Here is a 22,041-nt window from a genome sequence, read left to right on the forward strand (position 1 = left end):
GCCGGGTCAGCGGCGGCGCCGGGCGGGCCGGCGAAGCCGTGGGGATCGCCGGGCGGGCCACGGGGAACTCCGCCCGGACCGCCGCGGCCAGCGCCGCCCGGCGCTGCCGGGTGCCGGCCAGCCGGTCGACGAGCCCCTGGTACGCCGTTCGGGCCCGCTCCACCTCGCCGCCGAGCGCGACGATCTCCCGGTCGAGTCGGACCACCTCGGCCGCGGCCGGGTGCGGCGGCCGGCCACAGCCCGTACAGCCGGAGGCGAGATCGGCCGGTGCGCCGCAGGCGGGGCAGGGGTAACCGGTGTTCTGCACCCGGCCATCATGGTCGGCGGGAGATCAGCGAAACAGAGTGCCCGTACTCAGGGCCGGGTGTGCTCGTGCACCCACGTGGCGTAGCCGGGGTTGCCGCTGTCCACCCGGGCCACCAGGATCTCCGGCACCTCGTACGGGTGGCTGGCCCGGATCTGGTCCACCAGCGCGGCGGCCCGGTCCGGCGCGGTCTTGAACTGCACCGACCACTCGGTGCTGGTCTCCACCCCGGAACGCCACCAGTAGGTGCTGTCCACCTGGCCGCCCACCTGTGCGCAGGCCGCGAGCCGACCCGCGACGGCGGCGGCCGCCATCACGTCGGCGACCGAGCGGGCGTCCACCACCGTCGTCACCACGCAGATCTGGTCCACGAAGGCACCCTACGCGGCGCCGTCCCGATTGGCCGCGATCCACTCGTCGATCCGCGCCCACCAGTCGAAAAGCCAGTCGATCCGCTCCTGCTTGCCGGCCGGCACCTCCTCCGGCGGCACCGACCAGAAGCGCATCACGATCCGCTTGTCCATCGGCAGTTCCCGCCACACGTCGGCGACGGTGAGCATCCTGTCCAGCCCGGTGTGCGCCACGAAGATCACGCCCGCGTCGGGCGCGGCGTCCAGCGCCGCGAGCAGCCCGCCGGGCTGCGGGGCGAGCACGTGCCGCATCCGCTCCGCGCGGCGCGCCATCCGCTCCAAGCCGAGGCCGCGCAGCCGGTCGATGGCCCGCAGCCGGCGGCCGGGGGTGAAGTTGCCACCCTCCGGGAAGATCACGAAGGCGTCGTCGTCGTCCAGGCCCTCGGCCAGGTGCCCGATCTGCTCGGTCACCGACCCCCGACCGTCGGGGCCGGGCGCGAGGAAGCGGTTCGGCAGCCGGTTGAGCAGCACGTCGACCGCCGGATCCCACTGGAGGCTGTCCTTCAGCACGATCCGTGGCTCCCGGTTGAACCAGTTGACCAGGGCGTGGATCAGGATGAACGAGTCGCCCGGGCCGGCGTGCCGGCAGAGCACCAGCTCCGGCCGGCCGGGCAGGGCGGTGTCGGGGTCGGTGCCCACCACGTCGATGCTCAGGTGCAGCGCCCAGCGGGCCTGCCAGAAGAGGACCCGCAGGAACCAGCCGGCGAGCACGTAGTGCGCCCGCTGGAAGGCCGGCGACCGGACCCGCCAGCCGAAGCCGGAGGCGACCCAGAGCAGGAAGAGCGCCAGCAGTGCCGCCGCATCCCAGACCAGGTAGACGCAGCCGATCCAGAACAGGCGCAGCGGCCGTAGCCGCCCCGGGACCAGCGGCGAGACGGCCGCCGCGAGGAACGCCCAGACCGGCAGGGTCGTCACCATGAAGAAGGCGAGCAGCACCACGCCGGGGGCCAGGAGCAACCGGCGCACCCACCGCGGTGGCAGGGGCATCAGCCTTCCACCTGTGTCGCCAGGTAGCGCCGGGAGGCCGTGTAGGCGCGGCTGATCCGCCGCCCCACCGCCGCCATGTCCCGGTACGCCCAGGGTGTGTCGTCGCGCGGCTCCAGCCCGCCGGTGGGCAGCACGTGCACCTCCACCTCGTCGGGCAGGGCCGCCATCTCCCGGGCGAACCTGTGCCGCCGGGCGATCTCGAACGCGACCTGGGCGATCTCCCACGGCCGCCGGGGCGGGCTCAGCTCCCGCTCGATCCGCCCCACCTGGAGTACGAAGATCCGCGTGGCGCCCACGGCGACCGCCTCGCCGATCGGGATGGAGTTCACGATTCCGCCGTCGACGTAGTGCTGGTCGCCGATCCGGGCCGGCGGCAGCAGCCCCGGCACCGACGCGGAGGCGAGCACGGCCGGCACCAGCGGGCCGCTGTCGAACCAGTGCTCGGCCGCCCGCTCGATGTTGGCCGCGCAGCAGCGGAACGGCACCTGGAGGTCGGCGAAGGTGGTCTCCGCACCCAGCTCGGCCTCCAGCAGCTTGCGCAGCGGGCGGGGCGAGTGCAGGTGGGTACGGGCGGCGAACCGACGCAGCTGACGGGCCACCGAGTCGCCGTACACCTCGCTCGCCTCCGGGGAGGCCCAGAGCCGGACCAGCCGGTCGGTGACCGCCTCGGACGGCTGGGCGGCGACCAGCGCGCCGTTGACCGCCCCGATCGACGTGCCGAGCACCATGTCGGGTCGGATGCCGGCCCGGAACAGCGCCCGCAGCATGCCCACCTCGACCGCGCCGAGGACTCCCCCGCCCCCGAGCACGAACGCCACCGGTCCCCGCACCATGGGTTCATCCTGGCACGGGCCGGAAAGGGGCCCTCCGGTGCCGGCCCCGACCAGCGTCGACCGGCACCGGTCGCACCGGACCGGTCCCTTCTGGAACATCACGTGTTTTTGGTGCCTCTCAGGACTTTGCCGCGGATCGTCCGGGGTATCCACGGCGGTCCGGCACCCCACCCGCGACCGGTCCGTTCCCGGACCGAAGCCGGCCGTTGACAGGCTGGACACATTCGCGCAACCTGATACCGCTCCCACAGCGCGAGGCAGGTGCGATCCCGTGAAGCCAGCACTGCACCCCGGCCGCTTGCTGGCCCGCCGGTACCGGCTCGTCGACCAGATCGGCGCCGGCGGCATGTCGGTGATCTGGCGGGCCCGGGACGAGGTGCTCGACCGGATCGTGGCGCTCAAGGTGCTCGCCCCGTCGCTCGCCGCCGACGCGCGCTTCCGCGACATGGTGCGCGAGGAGGCCCGGGCCGCCGCGCAGCTCGTCCACCCGCACGTCACCTCCGTGCACGACTACGGCGAGACGGTGGCCCCCGACGGGTCGATCACCTCGTTCGTGGTGATGGAGCTGCTGGCCGGGGAGGAGCTGGAGTTCCGGCTCACCGAGGGGCCGCTGCCGTGGGCCGAGGCGGTCGAGATCGGCGCCCAGGTCGCCGACGCGCTCGCCGCCGCGCACCGGCTCGGCATCGTGCACCGGGACATCACCCCGGCCAACGTGATGATGACCCGGGCGGGGGTCAAGGTGCTCGACTTCGGCATCGCCACCCGGGTCGGCGCACCGGACGAGGACGAGGACGGCGGCACCTTCGGCACCCCCGCGTACGTGGCGCCCGAACGGCTCGACGGGGCACCCGCACAGCCGGCCACCGACGTCTACTCCCTCGGCGTGCTGCTCTACGAGGCGTTGACCGGGCGGGTCCCGTACCCGGCGGACACCTGGGAGCAGCTCAGCGAGGCACTCGCCGACGACGGCCCGCCTCCGCTGGTCGACCTGCCGGGCCTGCCTCCGGAGGTGGCCCGGACCTGCCTGCGCTGCCTGGCCCGGGACCCGCTGGAGCGGCCCACCGCCCGCCAGGTCGCCACGATCCTGCGCGACCAGATGCTGCCCGCCGACCCGCAGGCCGCCACGATGCTCGCGCCGACGGTCACCCTCCCGACGCTTCCGCCCGCACAGGACGCCCCGGCGCCGGATCCCCGGGCCGCTGCCCCTGAGCCGGCGGAGGGATCGCCCGAGGGCGGGCCGGGGCCCGAGTCCCGCAGCGCCCGCCTGGCCCGGGAGCGCCGCCGGCGGCGGGCACGGCCGTTGCTGATCGTGCCGGTGGTGCTGGTCGTCGGGGTGGCGCTGGCCGTGCCGGCGATCCGGCAGGAGGAGACCACGCCGCCCCGGTCGATGCCCACCACGGGGCCCACCGATCCGGCGCCCTCCCCCACCGCGACGGCCAGCGCCTCGCCGCCTCCGGCGACGGCCGGGCCCTCCGCCCCGCCCGTCGCGCCGCAACGGCCCCGGACGCCGACCCCGGCCCGCGGCGACCTCATCGAGGCGGCCAACCGGCTCGACGGGCTGATCGGTGCCGGCCTCGACGACGGAGGGATCCGTGCCGACGTCGGCCTCGACTTCCGCAACGAGGTGCGCAACCTGACCGCGGCGGCCCGCGCCCGCTCGGGCGACCTGGGCGAACGGATCGCCCGGCTCCGCGAGAAGGTCGCGATCCGGCGCGGCGAGGGCGCCATCACCGACGAGTACGCCCGCCGCCTGGACAACGCGATCGCCGAGCTGGCAGCCGCACGGCTCTGACCAGCGGCTCAGCGCGTCAGGACTCGCTCCCGCTCGGCGCGCAGGGCCGTCTCCGCAACGAAGCGGCGGTACACCTCCTCGTAGCCGGTGGCCATCTGCGCCGTGGAGAAGTTCTCCGCCACGTGCGCGACGCAGGCCGCCGGGTCGAGGCCGGTCGCCGCACGCAGCGCCCCCGGCAGCTCGTCGATGCGCTCGCAGATCAGGCCCGTCGTCCCGGGCTGGACGAGTTCGGGCACCGCACCCCGGTTCAGCGCCACCACCGGCGTACCGGTCGCCATCGCCTCCACCATCACCATGCCGAACGGTTCCTCCCACTGGATCGGCATGATCAGGCACCGGGCGTCGACCAGCAGCCGCAGCGCCTCGGTCCGGTCCGCGTCGAGCACCACGCGGACGTCCTCGCCGAGCATGGGCCGGACGACCTGGTCGTAGTAGCGGTGCTCGGCCGGCTCGTTGCACTTGCCGGCCAGCACCAGCGGCAACCCGGCCGCCCGGCACGCCCGGATGGCGACGTCCGGGCCCTTGTCCGGGCTGAACCGGGCCAGCCAGAGCACGGGCCCCCGCCCGGGTGCGGTCTTGTGCGGGATACCCCCGACGTCCATCGCGTTGTGCACGGTGCCGACCCAGGGCAGGCCCGGGTTGAGCCGGCGCTGCGCGTGGGAGATGGCCACCAGCCCCACGCCCCGGTCGGTCTCGCTGAGCACGTCGCCGTACTCGCCGACCGGGTTGCCGTGCACGGTTGCGACGGTGGGCACGGCCCGGTGGCCGGCGATCAGCGGGCCGATGGTGGTGTGGTCGTGGACGACGTCGAAGTCGGCCGCGCGCACCCGATGGTTGACCCGGGCCAGGTGGGCCAGCTCGGGCAGCGCCTCACCGAGCCGTTCGTACTGCAACTCGGGCACGGTGGAGACGAACGCGGCGGTGGTCCCGTGTTCCCGGCCCGCCCCGAACACGGTCACCGCGTGGCCCCGGTCGACCAGGGCGTCCACCAGGGCGGTCACCACATGTTCCAGTCCGCCGTAGCCGGGTGGCGGCATCGACAGCCACGGCGGGATCAGCATCGCGATCCGCAACGGCCGCTCCGCCGATCGGTCGGTCCGCAGGTCGTTCACGACCACGCTTCCTCCCCGTCGGTCGTTGCTGTGGGGCGATCGGACAACCCGGTCGTCAACCGCCCACGAGGAGCCGGTCCCGCACCGCCCGCACCCCCTCGGCGGACCAGGCCGTCCGCTCCGCCTCGTCCCGTTCCCACCACGAGCGGACGACGCCGGTGAGCACCACCGTGTCCCCGTCCACCTCGACAACCACCCGCTCCGTGCCGATCCCGCGCCGCAACGCCCGCTGAAGGTCGCGCCGGGTCCGCTCGGCGTCCGGACCGGCCGCCGGCCGCACCTCCACCAGGTTGGTCACCCCGCGTACGCCGCGCAGCCGGCGCAACTCACGCTCGGCGGTACGCCGCTGCCAGCCGAACTCCACCTCGCCACGGAGCATCACCCAGCCGTTGGCCACGGTGACGTCCAGCCGCTCGGCGGGGACGAAGCTGTCCCACTCCAACGCCCGGCCCGCCGCGATCGCGATCTCGGCGTCCGTACGCCCCGCCTCGCCGGGCAGCCGCACCTCGACGTCGTCGGCGACCGCCCGCACCCCCCGTACGCGCTGCGCGCAGCGTTGCGCCGCCCACTTGCGCGGGTAGCCGTCCACCCACCCGGTCAGGGTCACCACGCCGTCGTGGACGGTCACCCCGATCTCGTTCGGCTGCACCTGGGCGTCCCAGGCCAGTTCGTCGAGCACGTCCCGCTGGATCCGCTCGTCGGTCCGGGCCGCCGCTGCCGTGGTCATCGCACCCTCCGTACGCCTCGCCGGGTCCTGCCACCGACGGTGCCGGCACGAAGGGTGACGGCGGCTCACCCTGATCGGGTGAACCGCCGTCACGAGGAGCGGCGGGTGACGGAGCCAACCCCCTTGGCCCCGCCACCCGCCGCCGGAGGGAGGAGGAATGTCTTCGGGTACCGGTTACGACGCCTCGGCGAGCGTCACGGTTGCGGTGGATTCGCTTCCGTTGCGCTTGTAGGTCACCTCGACCCGGTCGCCGACCTTGCCGGCCTGCACGGCACCGACCAGGTCGTCCGAGTCGTTGACCACCTTGTCCCCGAACCGGGTGACCACGTCGCCCCGCTGCAAGCCGGCCTTCTCGGCGGCGCTGCCGGGGGTGACGGCGGCGACCAGGGCCCCGCCGCCCTCGGCGGGGGTCACGCTGACGCCGAGCGTGGGGTGGCTGACCTTCTCGCCCCGCTGGAGCTTGCCGGCCACGTCCTTGGCCTTGTTGCTGGGGATCGCGAAGCCGACGCCGATGTTGCCGCTGCCGCCCTGCCCGGCGGTGGCGATCGCGGTGTTGATGCCGATCACCTCGCCCCTGGTGTTGACCAGGGCACCGCCGGAGTTGCCCGGGTTGATCGGCGCGTCGGTCTGGAGCAGCCCGGCGATCGAGGTGGCCCCCTGGTTCTGCTCCTGCCGCTGCTGGCCACTGCCGGCCTGGATGGTGCGGTCCCGGGCGCTGAGGATGCCGGCGGTGACCGAGCCCTGGAGGCCCAGCGGGCTGCCGAGGGCGAGCACCTGGTCGCCGACCTGCATCGCGTCGCTGTCGCCGAAGGTGGCGGCCTTGAGGCCGCTGACACCGTTGGCCTTGACCACCGCCAGGTCGGTCTTCGGGTCGGTGCCGACGACCTCGGCCTGGGCGGTCTTGCCGTCGGCGAAGGTCACCACCGCCTTGCCGTCGGTGGCGGAGGCGACCACGTGGTTGTTGGTGAGCACGAAGCCGTTGGCGGTGAGGATCACACCGGAGCCCTCGCCGTTGTCCGTGCCGATCGAGACGACGCTCGGCTGCACGGCGGCGGCGATCCGGGGCAGGTCGGCGCTGTTGATGACCGGCGCGGCGGAGTAGGTGCGGGTGACACCGCCCTCACCACCGAGGGCGAGGGCGAGCGCCCCGCCGGTGACGCCCGAACCGAGCATCAGCGCGAAGACCGCGACACCGGCACCGACGAACTTGGCGATCCGGCCGGGCCGGGGGCCCGACGCCTGCGCGGTCGTCGCCCAGGGCGGCAACGGCTGGCCCGGCAGGTGCGGCTGCTGGCCGTACGGCTGTCCCGGCTGGCCCCCGCCGCTCCAGCCGGACTGCTGGCCGTACCAGGGCGCACCGGGGTACCCGGCGGCCTGCGCCTGCGGGTGGCCGGGCTGACCGGCGACCTGCGGGTGACCGGGCTGGCCGGCGACCTGCGGGTGACCGGGCTGGTTGAGCGGGTGCGGGTAGCCGGGCTGGGGCTGACCGGGGACCGGGTACCGCGGCGCGGCCGGGGCGGGCGCGAAGGGGCCCGGCGGGGTGGCCGTGCCGTCGGCACCGCGACCCGCGTCCGGGGCGCTCTCGGCCGGCCGGGCCGGCTCGGCAGCGGTCTCGGCCGGACGGGCGGGCCCGGCAGCCTGCTCGGCAGCGCGGGCCGGCTCGGCAGCGGTCTCGGTCGCGCGGGCCGGCTCCGGGGCGGCGTGGGGGCCGTCGGCGCCGGGCGTGGCGGCGGCGTGGCCCAGCTCGGCGGTACGGGCGACATCGCCGCCGACCGGGGGCCCGGCCGCGAACGGGGCGAAGGGGCCGGCCGGCGGGGTGGGGTCGCCGGTGGCCGGGGCGGCGTCGCCGACCACCGGGGCGGAGTCGGACTGCACGCGCTCGGCGCGCGGCAGCTCGGCGGTGGGGTGCGACGGCTCGGCGTCGGGGTGGGCCGGCCGGCGCTGCGGGTCGGACTCGTACTCGGTCATGCCTCCACCCTGACGCGTGGCACTGCGATCCGCCTGGAACGAGCCTGAATGTTCGCTGAAAGTCACTCGCCGTCCCCGTCGGCGTCCGGCACCAGCGGCAGCCGGACCCGGAAGGTCGCGCCTCCGCCGGGGGTCTCGACCGCCTCGACCGTGCCGTGGTGGGCACGCACCAGCGCCGCGACGATGGCCAGGCCGAGCCCGGTGCCGGTGTTGCCGCCGGCCCGCCGGGTACGCGCCGCGTCCACCCGGTAGAAGCGCTCGAAGACCCGCTCCGCCTGCTCGGGGGTGAGCCCGGGACCGGTGTCCGCCACCTCGACCACGGCCAGGTTGCCCGGCTCGGCCCGCAGCCGCAGGGTCACCGAGGCGTCCGGCGGGGTGTGCGTGACGGCGTTGGTCATCAGGTTGCCGATCACCTGGCGCAGCCGGGCGTCGTCGCCGTAGACCACCAGCGGACCGGACCCGGGGACGACCTCCAACTCGATCCGGCGTTCCGGCGCCACTGCCCGGGCGGCCTCGACCGCCTCGCTGGCCAGCACGGGCAGCTCCACCGGGGCGAGCGACAGCGGTCGTTCCCGGTCCAGCCGGGCCAGCAGCAGCAGGTCCTCCACCAGCAGCCCCATCCGGGCCGCCTCCTGCTCGATCCGGCGCAGCAGGTCGGCGGTCTGCTCCGGCGCGCGCGCCGCGCCCTGCCGGTACAGCTCGGAGAAGCCCCGGATGGTGGTCAGCGGGGTCCGCAGCTCGTGCGAGGCGTCCGCGACGAACTGGCGCATCCGCTCTTCCGAACGCCGGGCCCGCGCCTCGGAGGCCTGGGCCGCGCCCGCCGCGTCCCGGGCGGCGGCCTCGGCGGACCGAGCGGCCAGCTCCGAGGCCGCCCGCGCGGTGAAGGCGACCTCGATCTGGTTCAGCATGGCGTTCAGCGCCCGGGAGAGCCGACCCAGCTCCGAGGTCGGCACCGATTGCCCCTCCTCGGGGTCGGGGACCCGCCGGGTGAGGTCGCCCCCGGCGATGGCGGCGGCCGTACGCTCGATCTCCACCAACGGCTTCAGGCTGGTCCGGACGATCGCCGCGCCGATGGAGGCGAGCAGGACCAGCACGGCCCCGCCGAACAGAAGGTCTATCCAGACCAGCCGCCTGACGGCCAGGTCGACGTCGGTGAGGTGCTGGCCGACGGCCACGACCTCGCCGCCCTTCAGCTCGGTGTAGAGGATCCGCCAGCGGGTCCGGTGGTCGGCAGCGTCGACCGTGCGCGGTTCGCCGGTCATCGCGGCGAACTCCTCGCGGGTGGCCGGCAGCTGCGGCAGCTGTTCGAGCCGTAGGTTGCGGTCGTCGTAGATGGGCTGGCCCACCCCGCTCCGGTCTGCCAGGACGACCATGAAGTCGGTCGGCAGCATGGTCTGACCCGTTCTGCCCTGCCGGTACAGGTTCACGAGCGCTTCGACCGAGCTGGTCGTGCCGTGCAGTTCTCCGTCGACCTTTTCGATGAGGTAGCCGCGGAGGAAGACGGCGGTCAGCGAGCTGATCACCAGAAGGGCGGCGGCGACCAGGGCGAGGACGGCGGCCACCAGCTTGACCCGGAGCGGAACTCCGCGCAGCTGCGCCTTCCCCTGGTCGAGCGGCTTCACGCCGCCGGCTTGCGCAGGACGTAGCCGACGCCACGCAGCGTGTGGATCAGCCGGGGCTGGGTGTTGTCCACCTTGCGGCGCAGGTAGGAGATGTAGGACTCGACGATGTTGTCGTCGCCCCGGAAGTCGTAGTTCCAGACGTGGTCGAGGATCTGCGCCTTGGAGAGCACCCGGTTGGCGTTCAGCATCAAGTAGCGCAGCAGCTTGAACTCGGTCGGCGAGAGCTGCACCCGCTGGCCGGCCCGGTGCACCTCGTGGGTCTCCTCGTCCAGCTCCAGGTCGGCGAAGGTGAGCCGGGAGGGGGCCTGCTCGCCGCTGCTGGTGCGCCGCAGCACCGCCCGGATCCGGGCGGTCAGCTCCTCCAGGCTGAACGGCTTGGTGACGTAGTCGTCCCCGCCCAGGGTGAGGCCGCGGATCTTGTCGTCGGTGGCGTCCCGCGCGGTCAGGAAGACGACCGGCGTACGGGTGCCGCCCTCGCGCAGCAGCCGGATGACCTCGAAGCCGTCCAGGTCGGGCAGCATCACGTCGAGCACCACCAGATCGGGCCGGTGGTCCTTGGCGGCGTGCAGGGCGGCACTGCCGCTTGTCGCGGTCGCCACGTCGAAGCCCGCGAAGCGTAGGCTCGCGGAGAGCAGTTCGAGGATGTTGGGATCGTCCTCGACGACGAGCAGTCGCGCCTCGGTCTGGGTAGCGGCCATGCCGCCATCATCCGTGTTCTCGCTGCGTCCGCGCTGGGCGCTCGCTGGAAAAAGCCTGTGAGGCGCCTGTCGAACTCAGCGCAGCAGTCGACGCAGGCCGTCGAGCGCGCCGTCGAGCAGCCGGATCGCGGTACGCAGCTGCGAGTCGCTGAGCCGGCGGGCCCGTACCAGCGCGCCCACCTCGACGGCGAAGGCGGCCAGCCGCTTGTCGAACTCCGCGAGCGTCGAGGCGGACGCGGACGACGGGCCAGGCGCCGACGACGGACCGGCGGCGGGCGGCGGGCCGAAGGGGGGCGACGGGCTGGGGCCGGGGGCGGGCGCGGGCGTCGGACCGAAGCCGGGAGGCGCCCATCGGGTACGCCGGGTCTGCCGCGCCGCCTCGCGCAGCTCCCGCTTCAGGTCGCGGACCGAGCCGCGTACCTCGTTCTGGATCTCCCCGGCCAGGGCGGACAGGTCCTGCACGGAGGCGGCGATGTCCGACTCCAGGGTTGTCAGCTCGCCGGCCCGCTGCCGCAGCTCGGCACGCCCCGCCTCGGTGATCTCGTAGACCTTGCGGCCGCCGGCGGCGGTGTGGGTGACCAGCCCGTCGGCCTCCAGCCGCTGCAACCGGGGATAGATGGTGCCGGCGCTGGGCGCGTAGAGGCCGAGGAAGCGCTCCTCCAGCAGGCGGATCAGCTCGTAGCCGTGCTTCGGGCCGTCGTCGAGGAGTTTGAGCAGGTAGAGCCGGAGCCGCCCGTGGCTGAACACGGCGGTCACGGCAGCTCCTCCTCGTCGTCGCCCACCGGACGGGCGAGCAGCGCGATGCTGCCCGACGTGGCGGACGCGGAGAGCTTACCGGCACCCGCCCCGAGCACCCCCTCGCTGTCGACACCCGCCCCCGGCACGGCGCTGCCGCGCACCTGGGGGAAGCCGCTGGTGATCCGGCCGGACGTGGTGTGCAGGCGGACGGCCAGGTCGCTGTCGGCCCGGACCCGGACGGTGATGCCGCCGGAGATCGTGCTGAGCCGGATGTCGCTGCACCGCGGATTCCCCAGGTCGCAGGTGATCGCCCCGGAGACCGTCTCGGCGCGGACCTGCCCGGCCCTGCTGTCGGCGACGATCACCTCGCCCGAGACCGTCTCCAGGTCGAGTTCGCCGGCCACGCCCAGCGCCTCGACCGGACCCGCCGTGATCTTCGCCCTCGTCCGGCCACGCAGCCCCATCAGGGTGATCTGGCCGTGGGTCACCTCCGCCCGGGTCTGGCCGCGCAGGCCCGACGCGACGAGCGAGCCGTCGACCAGCGCCAGCTCGGCCAGCACCTCGGCGGGGACCGCGAGGGAGACGTCGACCCTGGGCAGTCGGCCCAGCGCCACGACGAACTCCGACAGCCGCCAGCGCCGCTGCTGGCGTACGGAGAGCCGGCCGTCGCGGTGCTCCACCAGGACCGGCCGGCGCGTGACCCGGGTGATGTCGACCCGGGCGGGGCCGTCGGTGGCCACCACGTTGAGCCGGCCGCTGAGCAGGTGGACGTCGAGTCGGGTGACCGGCCCGTCCAGCGTGATCTGCTGCGGGGCTTGCACGGTCCAGTCGGTCATCCGGTCCTCCCTCCACGACGCCGCCCCTCGTCAGCGCGTCGACTGACAGGACCATAACGCGATACATCGCGACACAGCAAGACCGGCCCGCCGAACGCGCCTCTCGCCCGCACGCCTACAAACCCCCGCCCGCCCCACCCCGCCCACCCCGGACCCGACGAGCCGAGCCGACGCCCCCGACACCCGACGACCACGCGATCTTGCACCACGTGCCCCCAATTTGTCCCGTTAGACCGAGATGACCGGGCACAAAGTGCAAGATCGCGGGGGCAAAGAGCGAGGCACGCGGGGCGAACAGTCACACGTCCCTGGACCGCGTTGATCATGAGGTTAGCGGCGAAGTGGATCTGAATTGCCGCCGCTAACGCCATGATCAACGCAGTCCAGGGGAGGCGGGGGGTTCTGCCCGGGGCGGAGTGGGCTTTCCCTGGGATGGATCCTCAGGCCAGGCTTGGGGGATGGACTCGGCCGGATCGGTCGCGGTGCATGGCCAGCTCACCCGTCTCTATGCCGCGTTCAACCGCCGCGACGTTCCCACGGTGCTCACCGCCATGACAGCGGATGTCGTGTGGCCGAACGGCTGGGAGGGCGGTGTCGTTCACGGCCATGACGAGGTGAGCGCCTACTGGAAACGGCAGTGGAGCCAACTCGACCCGTCGGTCACGCCGACCGCCTTCCACACCGAGCCGGACGGCCGCATCGCTGTCACCGTGCACCAGGTGGTACGGGACAAGGCCGGCACCGTGCTGGCGGATCACACCGTCACGCACGTCTACCGCTTCGCGAACGGTCTGGTGGCGGAGATGGAGATCCGAGACTGAGGTTCGGTGCTCGCTCCCCCGCGCTCACGTGGCCCGCAGCGCGGGCGGGGTCGACCGGATGGGCGGAAGACCGACGTGCACGGCCGACTCGGCCGTGCGGGCGAGCAGCCGCCGGTCGGCGCCCGGGGCGGGGTGCAGGGTGCTGGAGACCGTCACCCGGACCTCCAGATCGCTGGCGGCGAGCACCCGACCCACCGAGCGCAGCAGGTCGTCGTCCCCGACGAAGGCGGCGGTCGTGGTCGGCGCGCCGGTCGCGGCGCACCGGTAGCCGATCCGCAGCGGCACCACCGGCGCCCCGGCGTCGAGCGCCGCCTGGAACATCGCCGGGCGGAACCTTCGGCCCGGCCGGCAGCCGGCCGGGTCGGCGGAGCCGCACCAGGTCGTACCCTCCGGGAAGACCGCCACGGGGTGACCGGCGCGCAGCACGGTGGCGACCCGGGCCACCGTCGCGGGCAGGTCGCGGGGGCGGGCCCGGTCGACCAGGACGGTGCCGGCCGCCGCCGCGAGCAGCCCGACCAGCGGCCAGGACCGGACCTCCCGCTTGGCCACCATCCGGGCCGGCGCGACGGCCAGCAGCGCCAGCACGTCCAGCCAGGAGACGTGGTTGGCGACCAGCAGCGCCCGCCGCCGGGGCGGCCGGCCGCGCACCACCAGGCGTACGCCGAACGCGCGCAGCGTCCACCGGGCCCAGCCGCCCAGCGCCGCCGCCCGGTCCGCTGCCGGCAGCACCGGCAGCAGCGCCGCCAGCACCGTCCCCGCCGCCAGCATCCCGACGACGGCCAGGATCCGGCCCGCCCGCCGGACGGGCGGAACGGTCGGCACCTCACCGGCCGCCGGGAGACAGGCCGGCCCGCACCCCGACGCGGGCAGCCAGAGGTGTCGTGCGGCCACCCCGCTGGCCGGACCGGCGGCGGTGCTCACCGCTCGGCCCCGCCGAGGAAGTGCCGCAGGTAGCGGGGGTTCATCCGGTCCAGGGAGAAGAGCACGTAGAAGTCGGCCACCCCGAAGTCCGGGTCGTGGGCCGGCTCACCGCAGACCCACGCCCCGAGCCGCAGGTAGCCGCGCAGCAGCGGCGGGACAGCGGCCCGCGCCAGCCCGTCGGCCGCCGCCGACCCGGCGATCCCGGTGCCGCCCGGCCCGGCGGTGCCGTCCGGCCCGGCGATCCCCGCCGAGCCGGCCGGACCTACCGGCTCGGCGAACCACGGGCGCCTCGGTCGTACGCGCAGCCGCGGCGGGGCCAGGTGCCGGGCCGAGACCTCGTCCCACACCCGCGCGACGGTCCCGCCCCCGTCGGCCACCGGCACCGACGCGCAGCCGCCGAGCCAGCGTGACCCGCGCAGGTGCAGGTAGCGGACGATGCCGGCCCACATGAGGTTGATCACCGCGCCGGAGCGGTGGTCGGGGTGCACGCAGGACCGGCCGGCCTCGACCAGCACGTCGCGCAGCGGGTCGAGCGCGGCGAGATGGAACTCGGTCTCCGCGTACCGCCGGTCGGTGCGGCCCGGCGGAAGCAGCCGGTACGTGCCGACCGTCTCGCCGGTGCTCTCGTGCCGGACGATCAGGTGGTCGCAGTACGCGTCGAAGTCGTCGACGTCGAGCCCGGCTGCGCCCGGGCGCAGCGTGGCGCCGAGTTCGGTGGCGAACACCTCGTGACGGAGGCGTTGCGCGGCCGCGACCGCACTCGGGTCGTCGGCGATCAGCAGGGTGTATCCGCTGGTGGTCAGGGATGCGCCAGCGGCGTGCAGAACGGCCATGGGATCTGTGTAGGCGGCCCGGGTTGCCGGCCGGCGGGGCGAGGAGTGTCGATGAGATGAACGGCCCGTGCCGGTGTCGGGCGGGCGACGTCGACCCGGCCGGGGCGGGCGGCGTCGCCCCCGACCGGCGGGCCGCTCACGTCAGCGCGTGGCGCGCAGGTCCCGGGCGAGATGCGAGCGCCGGAATCCCACCGTGGCCAGGCGCCGCAGGTCGGCCCGGTTGTCGTGCATGAGCTGGACATGGAAGTAGTTGACGTACTCGAGCACGGCGAAGAGGGCGAAGCCCAGCCCCGGGTACGACTGCGTGCCGGGCGCCCGTACGACGGCCACGGCGCAGCCGGCGACCACGGCGGCCAGCAGGACCGGCAGGGCCGCGCGTGCCGTGGCGAAGTGCCGCCGGCCGGGCAGCCGCGGCTCGTCGCGGCGCAGTTGTCGCAGCTTGAGCGCCCAGTACGCCGCGCCCACCACGAGCAGGGCCGCGAACGCCCCGAAGCCGGCGAGATTCACCGCCGTCAGCGGCACGCCCACCACTGCGAACCACAGCCACGCCTGGAGGGGAACGTTCAGCAGCTCCCACCCGAGGAGTGAGCGGAGCCGACGCCGGGCCGCTGCGCGAGTCGGGCCGGCCGGCCGGTAGGTCCTGGGCACGGCCCCCACAGTGGCACAGGACCGGTGTGCACCGACTGGCGAGCCACCCCGAACGACGTCTCGCTGCCGGGCGCGGAGTGCCGACGAGGTGGACGGCCCGTGTCGGTGCCGGGCGGGCGGCGTGCGAGGCTGCCGGGGCGTGCCGGCGACGGGGCCGGGCGTCGCGGTCGGAGGTGTCAGATGATCATCGAGTCGCGTTTCAACGGGCCGCCCGGCTCGGGCAACGGTGGCTGGAGCGCCGGGATCTTCGCCGGTGCCGCCGGGCCGGGGCCGGTCGAGGTGACGCTGCGCCGCCCGCCCCCGCTGGAGACCCCGCTCACCTTCGCCGACGGGGAGGTCCGCGACCCGGCAGGGGCGGTCGTCGCCCAGGTCCGCCCCACGGAGGACCCCGGCGCGGTGGTGCCGCCGGTCGACCTGCCGGCCGCGCGGGCCGCCTCGGCGGCGTACCCCGGCCTGGTCGAACATCCCTTCCCGAGCTGCTACGTCTGCGGCCCGGACCGCGCCGACGGGTTGCGGATCTTTCCCGGGCGGCTGCCGGACGGCCGCACCGCCGCGCCGTTCCGCGTGCCCGGGCCGGTCACGCCACCCACCGTCTGGGCCGCACTGGACTGCCCCGGCGGCTGGTCGGTGATCGCGGCCGGCCGGCCGTACGTCCTCGGCCGGATGGCGGCGGTGGTCGCGGCGCTGCCGGAGCCGGGCGACGAGTGCGTGGTGACCGGCGCGACCGTCGGCGGCGAGGGCCGCAAGGCCTTCGTGCACACCAGCCTGTACGCCCCCGACGGCACCCTTCTGGCGTGGGCTCGCGCGACCTGGGTCGCGCTGCCCGACGCCGCCGGATAATCGTCCCTGGGGATGACCGCCTCCTGCCTGAGGCGGAGATGGATCTAGGAAGCGCGCCTGATTGACCTGCTTGCGCACGCCCGCCACGCTGTGTCACGGCGTACCCCGACGCCACCGCACGAAGGAGAGCAATGACTGACGGGCAGAGAAGCCCCACCGGTGACGGTCAGATCGTGGTGTCCGGCCTGACGAAGCAGTACAAGAACGTCCGGGCTGTCAACGACCTGTCGTTCACCGTCGCACCGGGGCGGGTGACCGGCTTCCTCGGGCCCAACGGCGCCGGCAAGACCACCACGCTGCGGATGCTGCTGAACCTGGTCACGCCGACCAGCGGAACGGCGACCATCGGCGGGCTGCGGTACGCCGACCTGCGCGACCCGCTGCGGCACGTGGGTGCCGTGCTGGAGGCGTCCAGCGCGCACAAGGGCCGCACGGGCATCAACCACCTGCGGGTGATCTCCGCGGCGGCCGGGCTGCCGAAGAACCGGGCCGACGAGGCGCTAGCGCAGGTCGGGCTCACCCCGGCGGCGAAGCGCAAGTTCAAGGGCTACTCGCTCGGCATGAAGCAGCGGCTGGGCATCGCCGCCGCGATGCTCGGCGACCCCCGCGTGCTGATCCTCGACGAGCCGGCCAACGGTCTCGACCCGGAGGGCATCCGGTGGATGCGCGGGTTCCTCAAGGGCCTCGCGCACGAGGGCCGCACGGTGCTGGTCTCCAGCCACCTGCTGTCGGAGATGCAGCTGCTCGCCGACGACGTGGTGATCATCGCCGCCGGGCAGTTGGTCCGGCAGGGCCCGGTCGAGCAGGTGATCGGCTCGATGGCGCAGAGCGTCCTGGTCCGGGTCCGCACCCCGCAGGCCGACGCCCTGACCGCCGCGCTCCGGGAGGGGCCGGCCACCGTCGACGTCGACGAGCACGGCGTCCTGCTGGTGGGCGGGGTGGACGCCCCGACCGTGGGCCGGGTCGCCCTGGCCGCCGGCGTCGAACTGCACGAACTGACCACGGAACGGCCCGACCTGGAACGGGTCTTCCTGGAGCTGACGGCCGGGAAGGCGGGCATCCGATGAACCTCGTCCGATCCGAGCTGCTCAAGATCCGCACCACCAGCGCGTGGTGGTGGCTGGCCATCGCCGCGTTCCTGTCGATCGTGCTGGCCTTCGCGTTCAACGCGTGGGTCGCCAACGAGACGCTGAACGGCAACGCCGAGGAGCTGGGCCTCGGCGGCGACCAGGCGTCCGCGCCGGCGCAGGCCGCGAACCTCTACACCTCCGGGCAGTACCTGGGCCTGATGTTCGTGATGCTCATCGGCATCCTGATGGTGACCAACGAGTTCTTCCACCAGACGGCCACCACGACGTTCCTGGCCACGCCGCGGCGCACGTCGGTCATCGTCAGCAAGCTCGTCGCGGCCAGCCTGCTGGGCTTCGGGTTCTGGCTGGTGACCACGGTCATCGACCTGGTCGCCGGGGCGGTGTTCCTGTCGGCCAACGGCCACGGCACCCTGCTCGACGAGTGGGCCGTGCAGCGGGCGCTGCTGCTCAACCTGCTCGCGTACGCGATCTGGACGGTCCTCGGCGTGGGCATCGGCACGCTGGTCACCAACCAGCTCGGCGCGGTGATCACCGCCGCGGTGCTCTACCTGGTCGGCACGCAGGTGGTGGGGCTGCTGTTCGTGCTGCTGTCGCAGCTGCTGAACAGCGACGCCGTGATCAAGTGGCAGGTGATCTGGCCAGCCGTCGCCTCGACCGTGATGGTCAGCGAGGGCGAGACGGACTTCACCCCCGCGTGGTGGGTCGGCGCGCTCGTGCTGATCGGCTACGCGGTGGTGAGCGGGGTCGCCGGCGTCCTGATCACCCGGCGGCGCGACATCTCCTGAGACACGGGCGACGGGCGGGGGTGGTGCGGCGCACCACCCCCGCTCCCGTCGTGGCGGCTGCCGCCCACATGCCGGGCCTTACCAGCAGTCGACCGGACACGCAGCGTTTGGCGAACTTCTGGCATCTTCTGTGAAACGGGCCACGGGACGGAGGCGGAAATGCCTGTGCCATCCGCACGGCGTAGCCTGGGAGCCGTCTCGTGTGCGCTCGCAGGCAGGGCGACATCCGGACACCGCGTGCCACACAAACCCGCGTGAAAGAGGCGATTACCGGCCGTGTCGACCCAGCAGACTTCGCAGGAGAACCCACTGGCGGGTTTCGGCCCGAACGAGTGGATCGTCGAGGAGATGTATCAGCGCTACCTCGCCGACCCCACCAGCGTCGATTCGGCCTGGCACGACTTCTTCGCGGACTACCGGCCGGGGCCCGGCGCGGGTAAGCCGCGCGGTGCCGAGCAGGCCCCGGAGCCGGCCACCAAGCCGCAGCCCGCCGCCAAGCCGGAGGCGACCGCCCCGGCCGCGCCGCAGGCCGCCGCGAAGCCGGCGGAGGCCAAGCCGGCGGAGAAGAAGCCGGAGGCCAAGCCGGAGAAGCCCGCCGCCGCGGCGGCCCCGGCCAAGCCGGCGCCCACGAAGGCGGCCCCCGCCAAGCCCGCGGCGACCAAGCCGACCGCCACCGGCCCGCAGACCACCCCGCTGCGCGGCGTGGCCGCGAAGATCGTCCAGAACATGGACGCCTCGCTCGCCGTGCCGACGGCCACCAGCGTCCGCGCCGTGCCGGCCAAGCTGCTGGTCGACAACCGCATCGTGATCAACAACCACCTCACCCGTGGCCGCGGCGGCAAGGTCAGCTTCACCCACCTCATCGGGTACGCGATGGTACGGGCGCTGGTCGCCCACCCGGAGATGAACAACTCCTTCGCCGAGGCCGACGGCAAGCCGGTCATGGTCCGGCCGGAGCACGTCAACCTGGGCATCGCGATCGACCTGACGAAGCCGGACGGCAGCCGCAACCTGGTGGTCCCCTCCATCAAGGGCTGCGAACAGATGGACTTCCGGCAGTTCTGGCAGGCGTACGAGGACGTGGTCCGGCGCGCCCGCCGCAACGAGCTGACCATGGAGGACTACTCCGGCACCACGATCTCGCTGACCAACCCCGGCGGCATCGGCACCGTGCACTCGATGCCGCGCCTCATGCAGGGGCAGAGCGCCATCATCGGCGTGGGCGCGATGGAGTACCCGGCGCCCTACCAGGGCATGTCCGAGGAGACCCTGGCCGAGCTGGCCGTCAGCAAGATCATCACGCTGACCAGCACCTACGACCACCGGATCATCCAGGGCGCCCAGTCCGGCGAGTTCCTCAAGGTCATGCACGAGCTGCTGCTGGGCGAGCACGGCTTCTACGACCAGATCTTCACCTCGCTGCGCATCCCGTACGAGCCGGTGCGCTGGATGCGCGACGTCGCGGTCAACAACGAGGGCCAGATCAACAAGACCGCCCGGGTGCACGAGCTGATCCACGCCTACCGCGTGCGCGGTCACCTGATGGCCGACACCGACCCGCTCGAGTTCAAGATCCGCAAGCACCCCGACCTGGACGTGCTCCAGCACGGGCTGACCCTGTGGGACCTGGACCGCTCGTTCCCGGTCAACGGCTTCGCCGGCAAGCAGCGGATGAAGCTGCGCACCATCCTCGGCGTGCTGCGCGACTCGTACTGCCGCCGGGTCGGCATCGAGTACATGCACATCCAGGACCCGGAGGAGCGGCGCTGGATCCAGGAGCGGATCGAGCGCAAGTACGAGAAGCCGGCGGCCGACGAGCAGAAGCACGTGCTCAACCGGCTCAACGCCGCCGAGGCGTTCGAGACCTTCCTGCAGACCAAGTACGTCGGGCAGAAGCGCTTCTCGCTGGAGGGCGGCGAGTCGCTGATCCCGCTGCTCGGCGAGGTGCTGGAGGCCTCCGCCGAGGGCGGGCTGGACGAGGTCGTCATCGGCATGGCCCACCGGGGCCGGCTCAACGTGCTGGCCAACATCGTCGGCAAGCCGTACGAGAAGATCTTCTCGGAGTTCGAGGGGCACCTGGACCCGCGCTCCACCCAGGGCTCCGGCGACGTGAAGTACCACCTGGGCCAGAACGGCAAGTTCAGCACGCCCGACGGCGAGCACGCGGTCAAGGTCTCGGTGGTGGCGAACCCGTCGCACCTGGAGGCCGTCGACCCGGTGCTGGAGGGCATCGTCCGGGCCAAGCAGGACCGGATCGACCTCAAGCTGGAGGGCTACACCGTGCTGCCGCTGGCGGTGCACGGTGACGCGGCGTTCGCCGGTCAGGGCGTGGTCGCCGAGACGCTCAACCTCTCGCAGCTGCGCGGCTACCGCACCGGCGGCACCGTCCACGTGGTGGTCAACAACCAGGTCGGCTTCACCACCGCCCCCGAGTACAGCCGCTCCAGCCTCTACAGCACCGACGTCGCCCGGATGATCCAGGCGCCGATCTTCCACGTCAACGGCGACGACCCCGAGGCCGTGGTCCGGGTCGCCCGGCTGGCCTTCGAGTACCGGCAGGCGTTCAACAAGGACGTCGTCATCGACATGGTCTGCTACCGCCGGCGGGGGCACAACGAGGGCGACGACCCCTCGATGTCCAACCCGCAGATGTACAAGATCATCGACTCGAAGCGGTCGGTCCGGAAGCTCTACACCGAGGAGCTGATCGGGCGCGGCGACATCACCGTGGAGGACGCGGAGGAGCTGCTGCGCGACTACCAGGCCCAGCTGGAGCGGGTCTTCAAGGCCACCCGCGACGCGGCCACCACGCCGCGCCAGCTCAGCCGGCCGCGCCGCGAGGACGAGCCGGAGCCGCAGGTCGCCACCGCCACCGACGCCGCCGTCGTGAAGGCCATCGGCGAGGCACACGTCAACCTGCCGGAGGGCTTCACCCCGCACAAGCGGATCCAGCAGCTGCTCGACCGGCGGGCCAAGATGTCCGTCGAGGGCAACATCGACTGGGGCTTCGGCGAGATCATCGCGTTCGGCTCGCTGCTGCACGACGGGGTCACCGTCCGGCTCGCCGGTCAGGACTCCCGCCGGGGCACCTTCGTCCAGCGGCACGCCTCCGTGGTCGACGCGCAGACCGGCGACGACTACCTGCCGTTGCAGTCGCTGACCGGCGACGGTGAGCGGTCCCGGTTCTTCGTGCACGACTCCCTGCTCAGCGAGTACGCGGCGATGGGCTTCGAGTACGGCTACTCGGTGGAGAACATCAACGCGCTGGTCGCCTGGGAGGCGCAGTTCGGCGACTTCGTCAACGGCGCCCAGTCGGTGATCGACGAGTTCATCTCCTCCGGCGAGGTGAAGTGGGGCCAGCGCTCCGCCGTCACCCTGCTGCTGCCGCACGGCCACGAGGGCCAGGGCCCGGACCACACCTCCGGTCGCCCGGAGCGGTTCCTGCAGATGTGCGCCGAGGACAACATGCGGGTGGCCATCCCGACCACCCCGGCGAACTACTTCCACCTGCTGCGCCGCCAGGCGCTGTCGCCGAAGCGCAAGCCGCTGGTGGTCTTCACGCCGAAGTCGCTGCTGCGGCACAAGCTCTGCGTCTCCCCGGTCGAGGACTTCACCACCGGCACCTTCCAGCCGGTGCTGCCGGACTCGGGCAACCCGGCGCCGGAGCAGGTGAAGCGGGTGCTGCTCTGCTCGGGCAAGGTCTACTACGACCTGTTCCAGGCCCGGCAGGAGCGCGGCGTCACCGACACCGCGATCATCCGGATCGAGCAGCTCTACCCGATGCCGGTCGAGGAGATCCGGGCCGCCCTGGCGGCGTACCCGAACGCCGAGGACTTCGCCTGGGTGCAGGAGGAGCCGGCCAACCAGGGCGCCTGGTCGTTCGTCGCGCTCAACCTGCTGGAGCACCTGGCGGACGTCCGGCTGCGCCGGATCTCCCGCCCGGCCGCGGCGGCCCCGGCCGTCGGCTCCGCCAAGATGCACGAGGTCGAGCAGACGGCGCTGATCGAGGCGGCCCTGCCCCGCCCGTGACCTGACGCACCGCCGAGCGCACCGGGGCAGAGCCCGTCACCTGACG

The 22,041-nt window shown here is 73.5% G+C and carries 20 protein-coding genes; 6 read left to right on the top strand and 14 right to left on the bottom strand.

Annotated features, from left to right (window positions below; all coding sequences use genetic code 11):
* From ABZ809_RS17110 to ABZ809_RS17125, 4 genes are all read right to left on the bottom strand, one after another.
* Positions 1 to 307: hypothetical protein (locus ABZ809_RS17110; protein ID WP_357563469.1), on the bottom strand; the 307-nt coding region annotated here is incomplete at its 3' end.
* 47 nt (positions 308 to 354) lie between these two features.
* Positions 355 to 675 carry a divalent-cation tolerance protein CutA gene (gene cutA / locus ABZ809_RS17115; RefSeq protein WP_357563470.1) on the bottom strand — a complete coding sequence of 107 codons (321 nt, stop codon included), beginning with the start codon at positions 673 to 675 and terminating at the stop codon, positions 355 to 357.
* 9 nt (positions 676 to 684) lie between these two features.
* On the bottom strand, positions 685 to 1,701 hold the full coding sequence (locus ABZ809_RS17120) for a 1-acyl-sn-glycerol-3-phosphate acyltransferase (protein WP_357563471.1): 1,017 nt from the start codon (positions 1,699 to 1,701) through the stop codon (positions 685 to 687).
* Positions 1,701 to 2,534: a patatin-like phospholipase family protein gene (locus ABZ809_RS17125; protein ID WP_357563472.1), complete on the bottom strand. Its 834-nt coding sequence runs from the start codon at positions 2,532 to 2,534 to the stop codon at positions 1,701 to 1,703. The genes ABZ809_RS17120 and ABZ809_RS17125 overlap by 1 nt, the downstream gene beginning before the upstream one ends.
* A 271-nt stretch (positions 2,535 to 2,805) precedes the next feature.
* Here ABZ809_RS17125 and ABZ809_RS17130 point away from each other — a divergent pair, with 271 nt between their 5' ends.
* Positions 2,806 to 4,326, top strand: coding sequence for a protein kinase (locus tag ABZ809_RS17130; RefSeq protein WP_357563473.1), 1,521 nt, complete (start codon positions 2,806 to 2,808; stop codon positions 4,324 to 4,326).
* Between the two features lie 8 nt (positions 4,327 to 4,334).
* Here ABZ809_RS17130 and ABZ809_RS17135 read toward each other — a convergent pair whose 3' ends face one another.
* The 7 genes from ABZ809_RS17135 to ABZ809_RS17165 all read right to left on the bottom strand — a co-directional run bounded on the left by ABZ809_RS17135 (position 4,335) and on the right by ABZ809_RS17165 (position 12,027).
* The gene (locus ABZ809_RS17135) at positions 4,335 to 5,387 is read right to left on the bottom strand and encodes a glycosyltransferase family 4 protein (RefSeq protein WP_357563625.1); all 1,053 of its coding nucleotides are present in this window, start codon (positions 5,385 to 5,387) and stop codon (positions 4,335 to 4,337) included.
* Positions 5,388 to 5,493: 106 nt separating this feature from the next.
* Positions 5,494 to 6,165, bottom strand: a complete 672-nt coding sequence (locus tag ABZ809_RS17140) for a BON domain-containing protein (protein WP_357563474.1) — start codon at positions 6,163 to 6,165, stop codon at positions 5,494 to 5,496.
* Positions 6,166 to 6,339: 174 nt separating this feature from the next.
* Positions 6,340 to 8,133: a trypsin-like peptidase domain-containing protein gene (locus ABZ809_RS17145; RefSeq protein WP_357563475.1), complete on the bottom strand. Its 1,794-nt coding sequence runs from the start codon at positions 8,131 to 8,133 to the stop codon at positions 6,340 to 6,342.
* A 62-nt stretch (positions 8,134 to 8,195) separates the two neighbouring features.
* A complete protein-coding gene (locus ABZ809_RS17150; RefSeq protein WP_357563476.1) occupies positions 8,196 to 9,755 on the bottom strand; it encodes a HAMP domain-containing sensor histidine kinase in 1,560 nt (519 codons plus the stop codon).
* Complete coding sequence (locus ABZ809_RS17155; protein WP_357563477.1) at positions 9,752 to 10,453, bottom strand: response regulator transcription factor; 702 nt, start codon at positions 10,451 to 10,453, stop codon at positions 9,752 to 9,754. Before ABZ809_RS17155 ends, ABZ809_RS17150 begins: the two co-directional genes overlap by 4 nt.
* A gap of 75 nt (positions 10,454 to 10,528) precedes the next feature.
* Positions 10,529 to 11,209: a PadR family transcriptional regulator gene (locus ABZ809_RS17160; protein WP_357563478.1), complete on the bottom strand. Its 681-nt coding sequence runs from the start codon at positions 11,207 to 11,209 to the stop codon at positions 10,529 to 10,531.
* Positions 11,206 to 12,027, bottom strand: coding sequence for a DUF4097 family beta strand repeat-containing protein (locus ABZ809_RS17165; protein ID WP_357563479.1), 822 nt, complete (start codon positions 12,025 to 12,027; stop codon positions 11,206 to 11,208). The genes ABZ809_RS17160 and ABZ809_RS17165 overlap by 4 nt, the downstream gene beginning before the upstream one ends.
* A gap of 458 nt (positions 12,028 to 12,485) precedes the next feature.
* On the opposite strand from ABZ809_RS17165, the gene ABZ809_RS17170 reads away from it, so the two are divergent.
* Positions 12,486 to 12,848: a nuclear transport factor 2 family protein gene (locus ABZ809_RS17170; RefSeq protein ID WP_357563480.1), complete on the top strand. Its 363-nt coding sequence runs from the start codon at positions 12,486 to 12,488 to the stop codon at positions 12,846 to 12,848.
* A 24-nt stretch (positions 12,849 to 12,872) separates the two neighbouring features.
* On the opposite strand, the gene ABZ809_RS17175 is transcribed toward ABZ809_RS17170, so the two are convergent.
* From ABZ809_RS17175 to ABZ809_RS17185, 3 genes are all read right to left on the bottom strand, one after another.
* Positions 12,873 to 13,769 carry a lysophospholipid acyltransferase family protein gene (locus ABZ809_RS17175; RefSeq protein WP_357563481.1) on the bottom strand — a complete coding sequence of 299 codons (897 nt, stop codon included), beginning with the start codon at positions 13,767 to 13,769 and terminating at the stop codon, positions 12,873 to 12,875.
* Positions 13,766 to 14,602, bottom strand: a complete 837-nt coding sequence (locus ABZ809_RS17180; protein ID WP_357563482.1) for a GNAT family N-acyltransferase — start codon at positions 14,600 to 14,602, stop codon at positions 13,766 to 13,768. The genes ABZ809_RS17175 and ABZ809_RS17180 overlap by 4 nt, the downstream gene beginning before the upstream one ends.
* Before the next feature lie 141 nt (positions 14,603 to 14,743).
* Positions 14,744 to 15,250, bottom strand: coding sequence for a hypothetical protein (locus tag ABZ809_RS17185; RefSeq protein ID WP_357563483.1), 507 nt, complete (start codon positions 15,248 to 15,250; stop codon positions 14,744 to 14,746).
* A gap of 180 nt (positions 15,251 to 15,430) precedes the next feature.
* Between ABZ809_RS17185 and ABZ809_RS17190 the strand changes: the two genes are divergently transcribed.
* From ABZ809_RS17190 to ABZ809_RS17205, 4 genes are all read left to right on the top strand, one after another.
* Complete coding sequence (locus tag ABZ809_RS17190) at positions 15,431 to 16,090, top strand: hypothetical protein (RefSeq protein ID WP_357563484.1); 660 nt, start codon at positions 15,431 to 15,433, stop codon at positions 16,088 to 16,090.
* Between the two features lie 131 nt (positions 16,091 to 16,221).
* Positions 16,222 to 17,157 (top strand): ATP-binding cassette domain-containing protein, encoded by a 936-nt coding sequence (locus tag ABZ809_RS17195; RefSeq protein ID WP_357563485.1) that lies wholly within the window; start codon positions 16,222 to 16,224, stop codon positions 17,155 to 17,157.
* A complete protein-coding gene (locus ABZ809_RS17200) occupies positions 17,154 to 17,966 on the top strand; it encodes an ABC transporter permease (protein WP_357563486.1) in 813 nt (270 codons plus the stop codon). Before ABZ809_RS17195 ends, ABZ809_RS17200 begins: the two co-directional genes overlap by 4 nt.
* 276 nt (positions 17,967 to 18,242) lie before the next feature.
* Positions 18,243 to 21,995, top strand: coding sequence for a multifunctional oxoglutarate decarboxylase/oxoglutarate dehydrogenase thiamine pyrophosphate-binding subunit/dihydrolipoyllysine-residue succinyltransferase subunit (locus ABZ809_RS17205; protein ID WP_357563487.1), 3,753 nt, complete (start codon positions 18,243 to 18,245; stop codon positions 21,993 to 21,995).
* Positions 21,996 to 22,041 lie beyond the last annotated feature (46 nt).

Source organism: Micromonospora sp. NPDC047074 (assembly GCF_040643815.1).
Lineage (GTDB): Bacteria > Actinomycetota > Actinomycetes > Mycobacteriales > Micromonosporaceae > Micromonospora.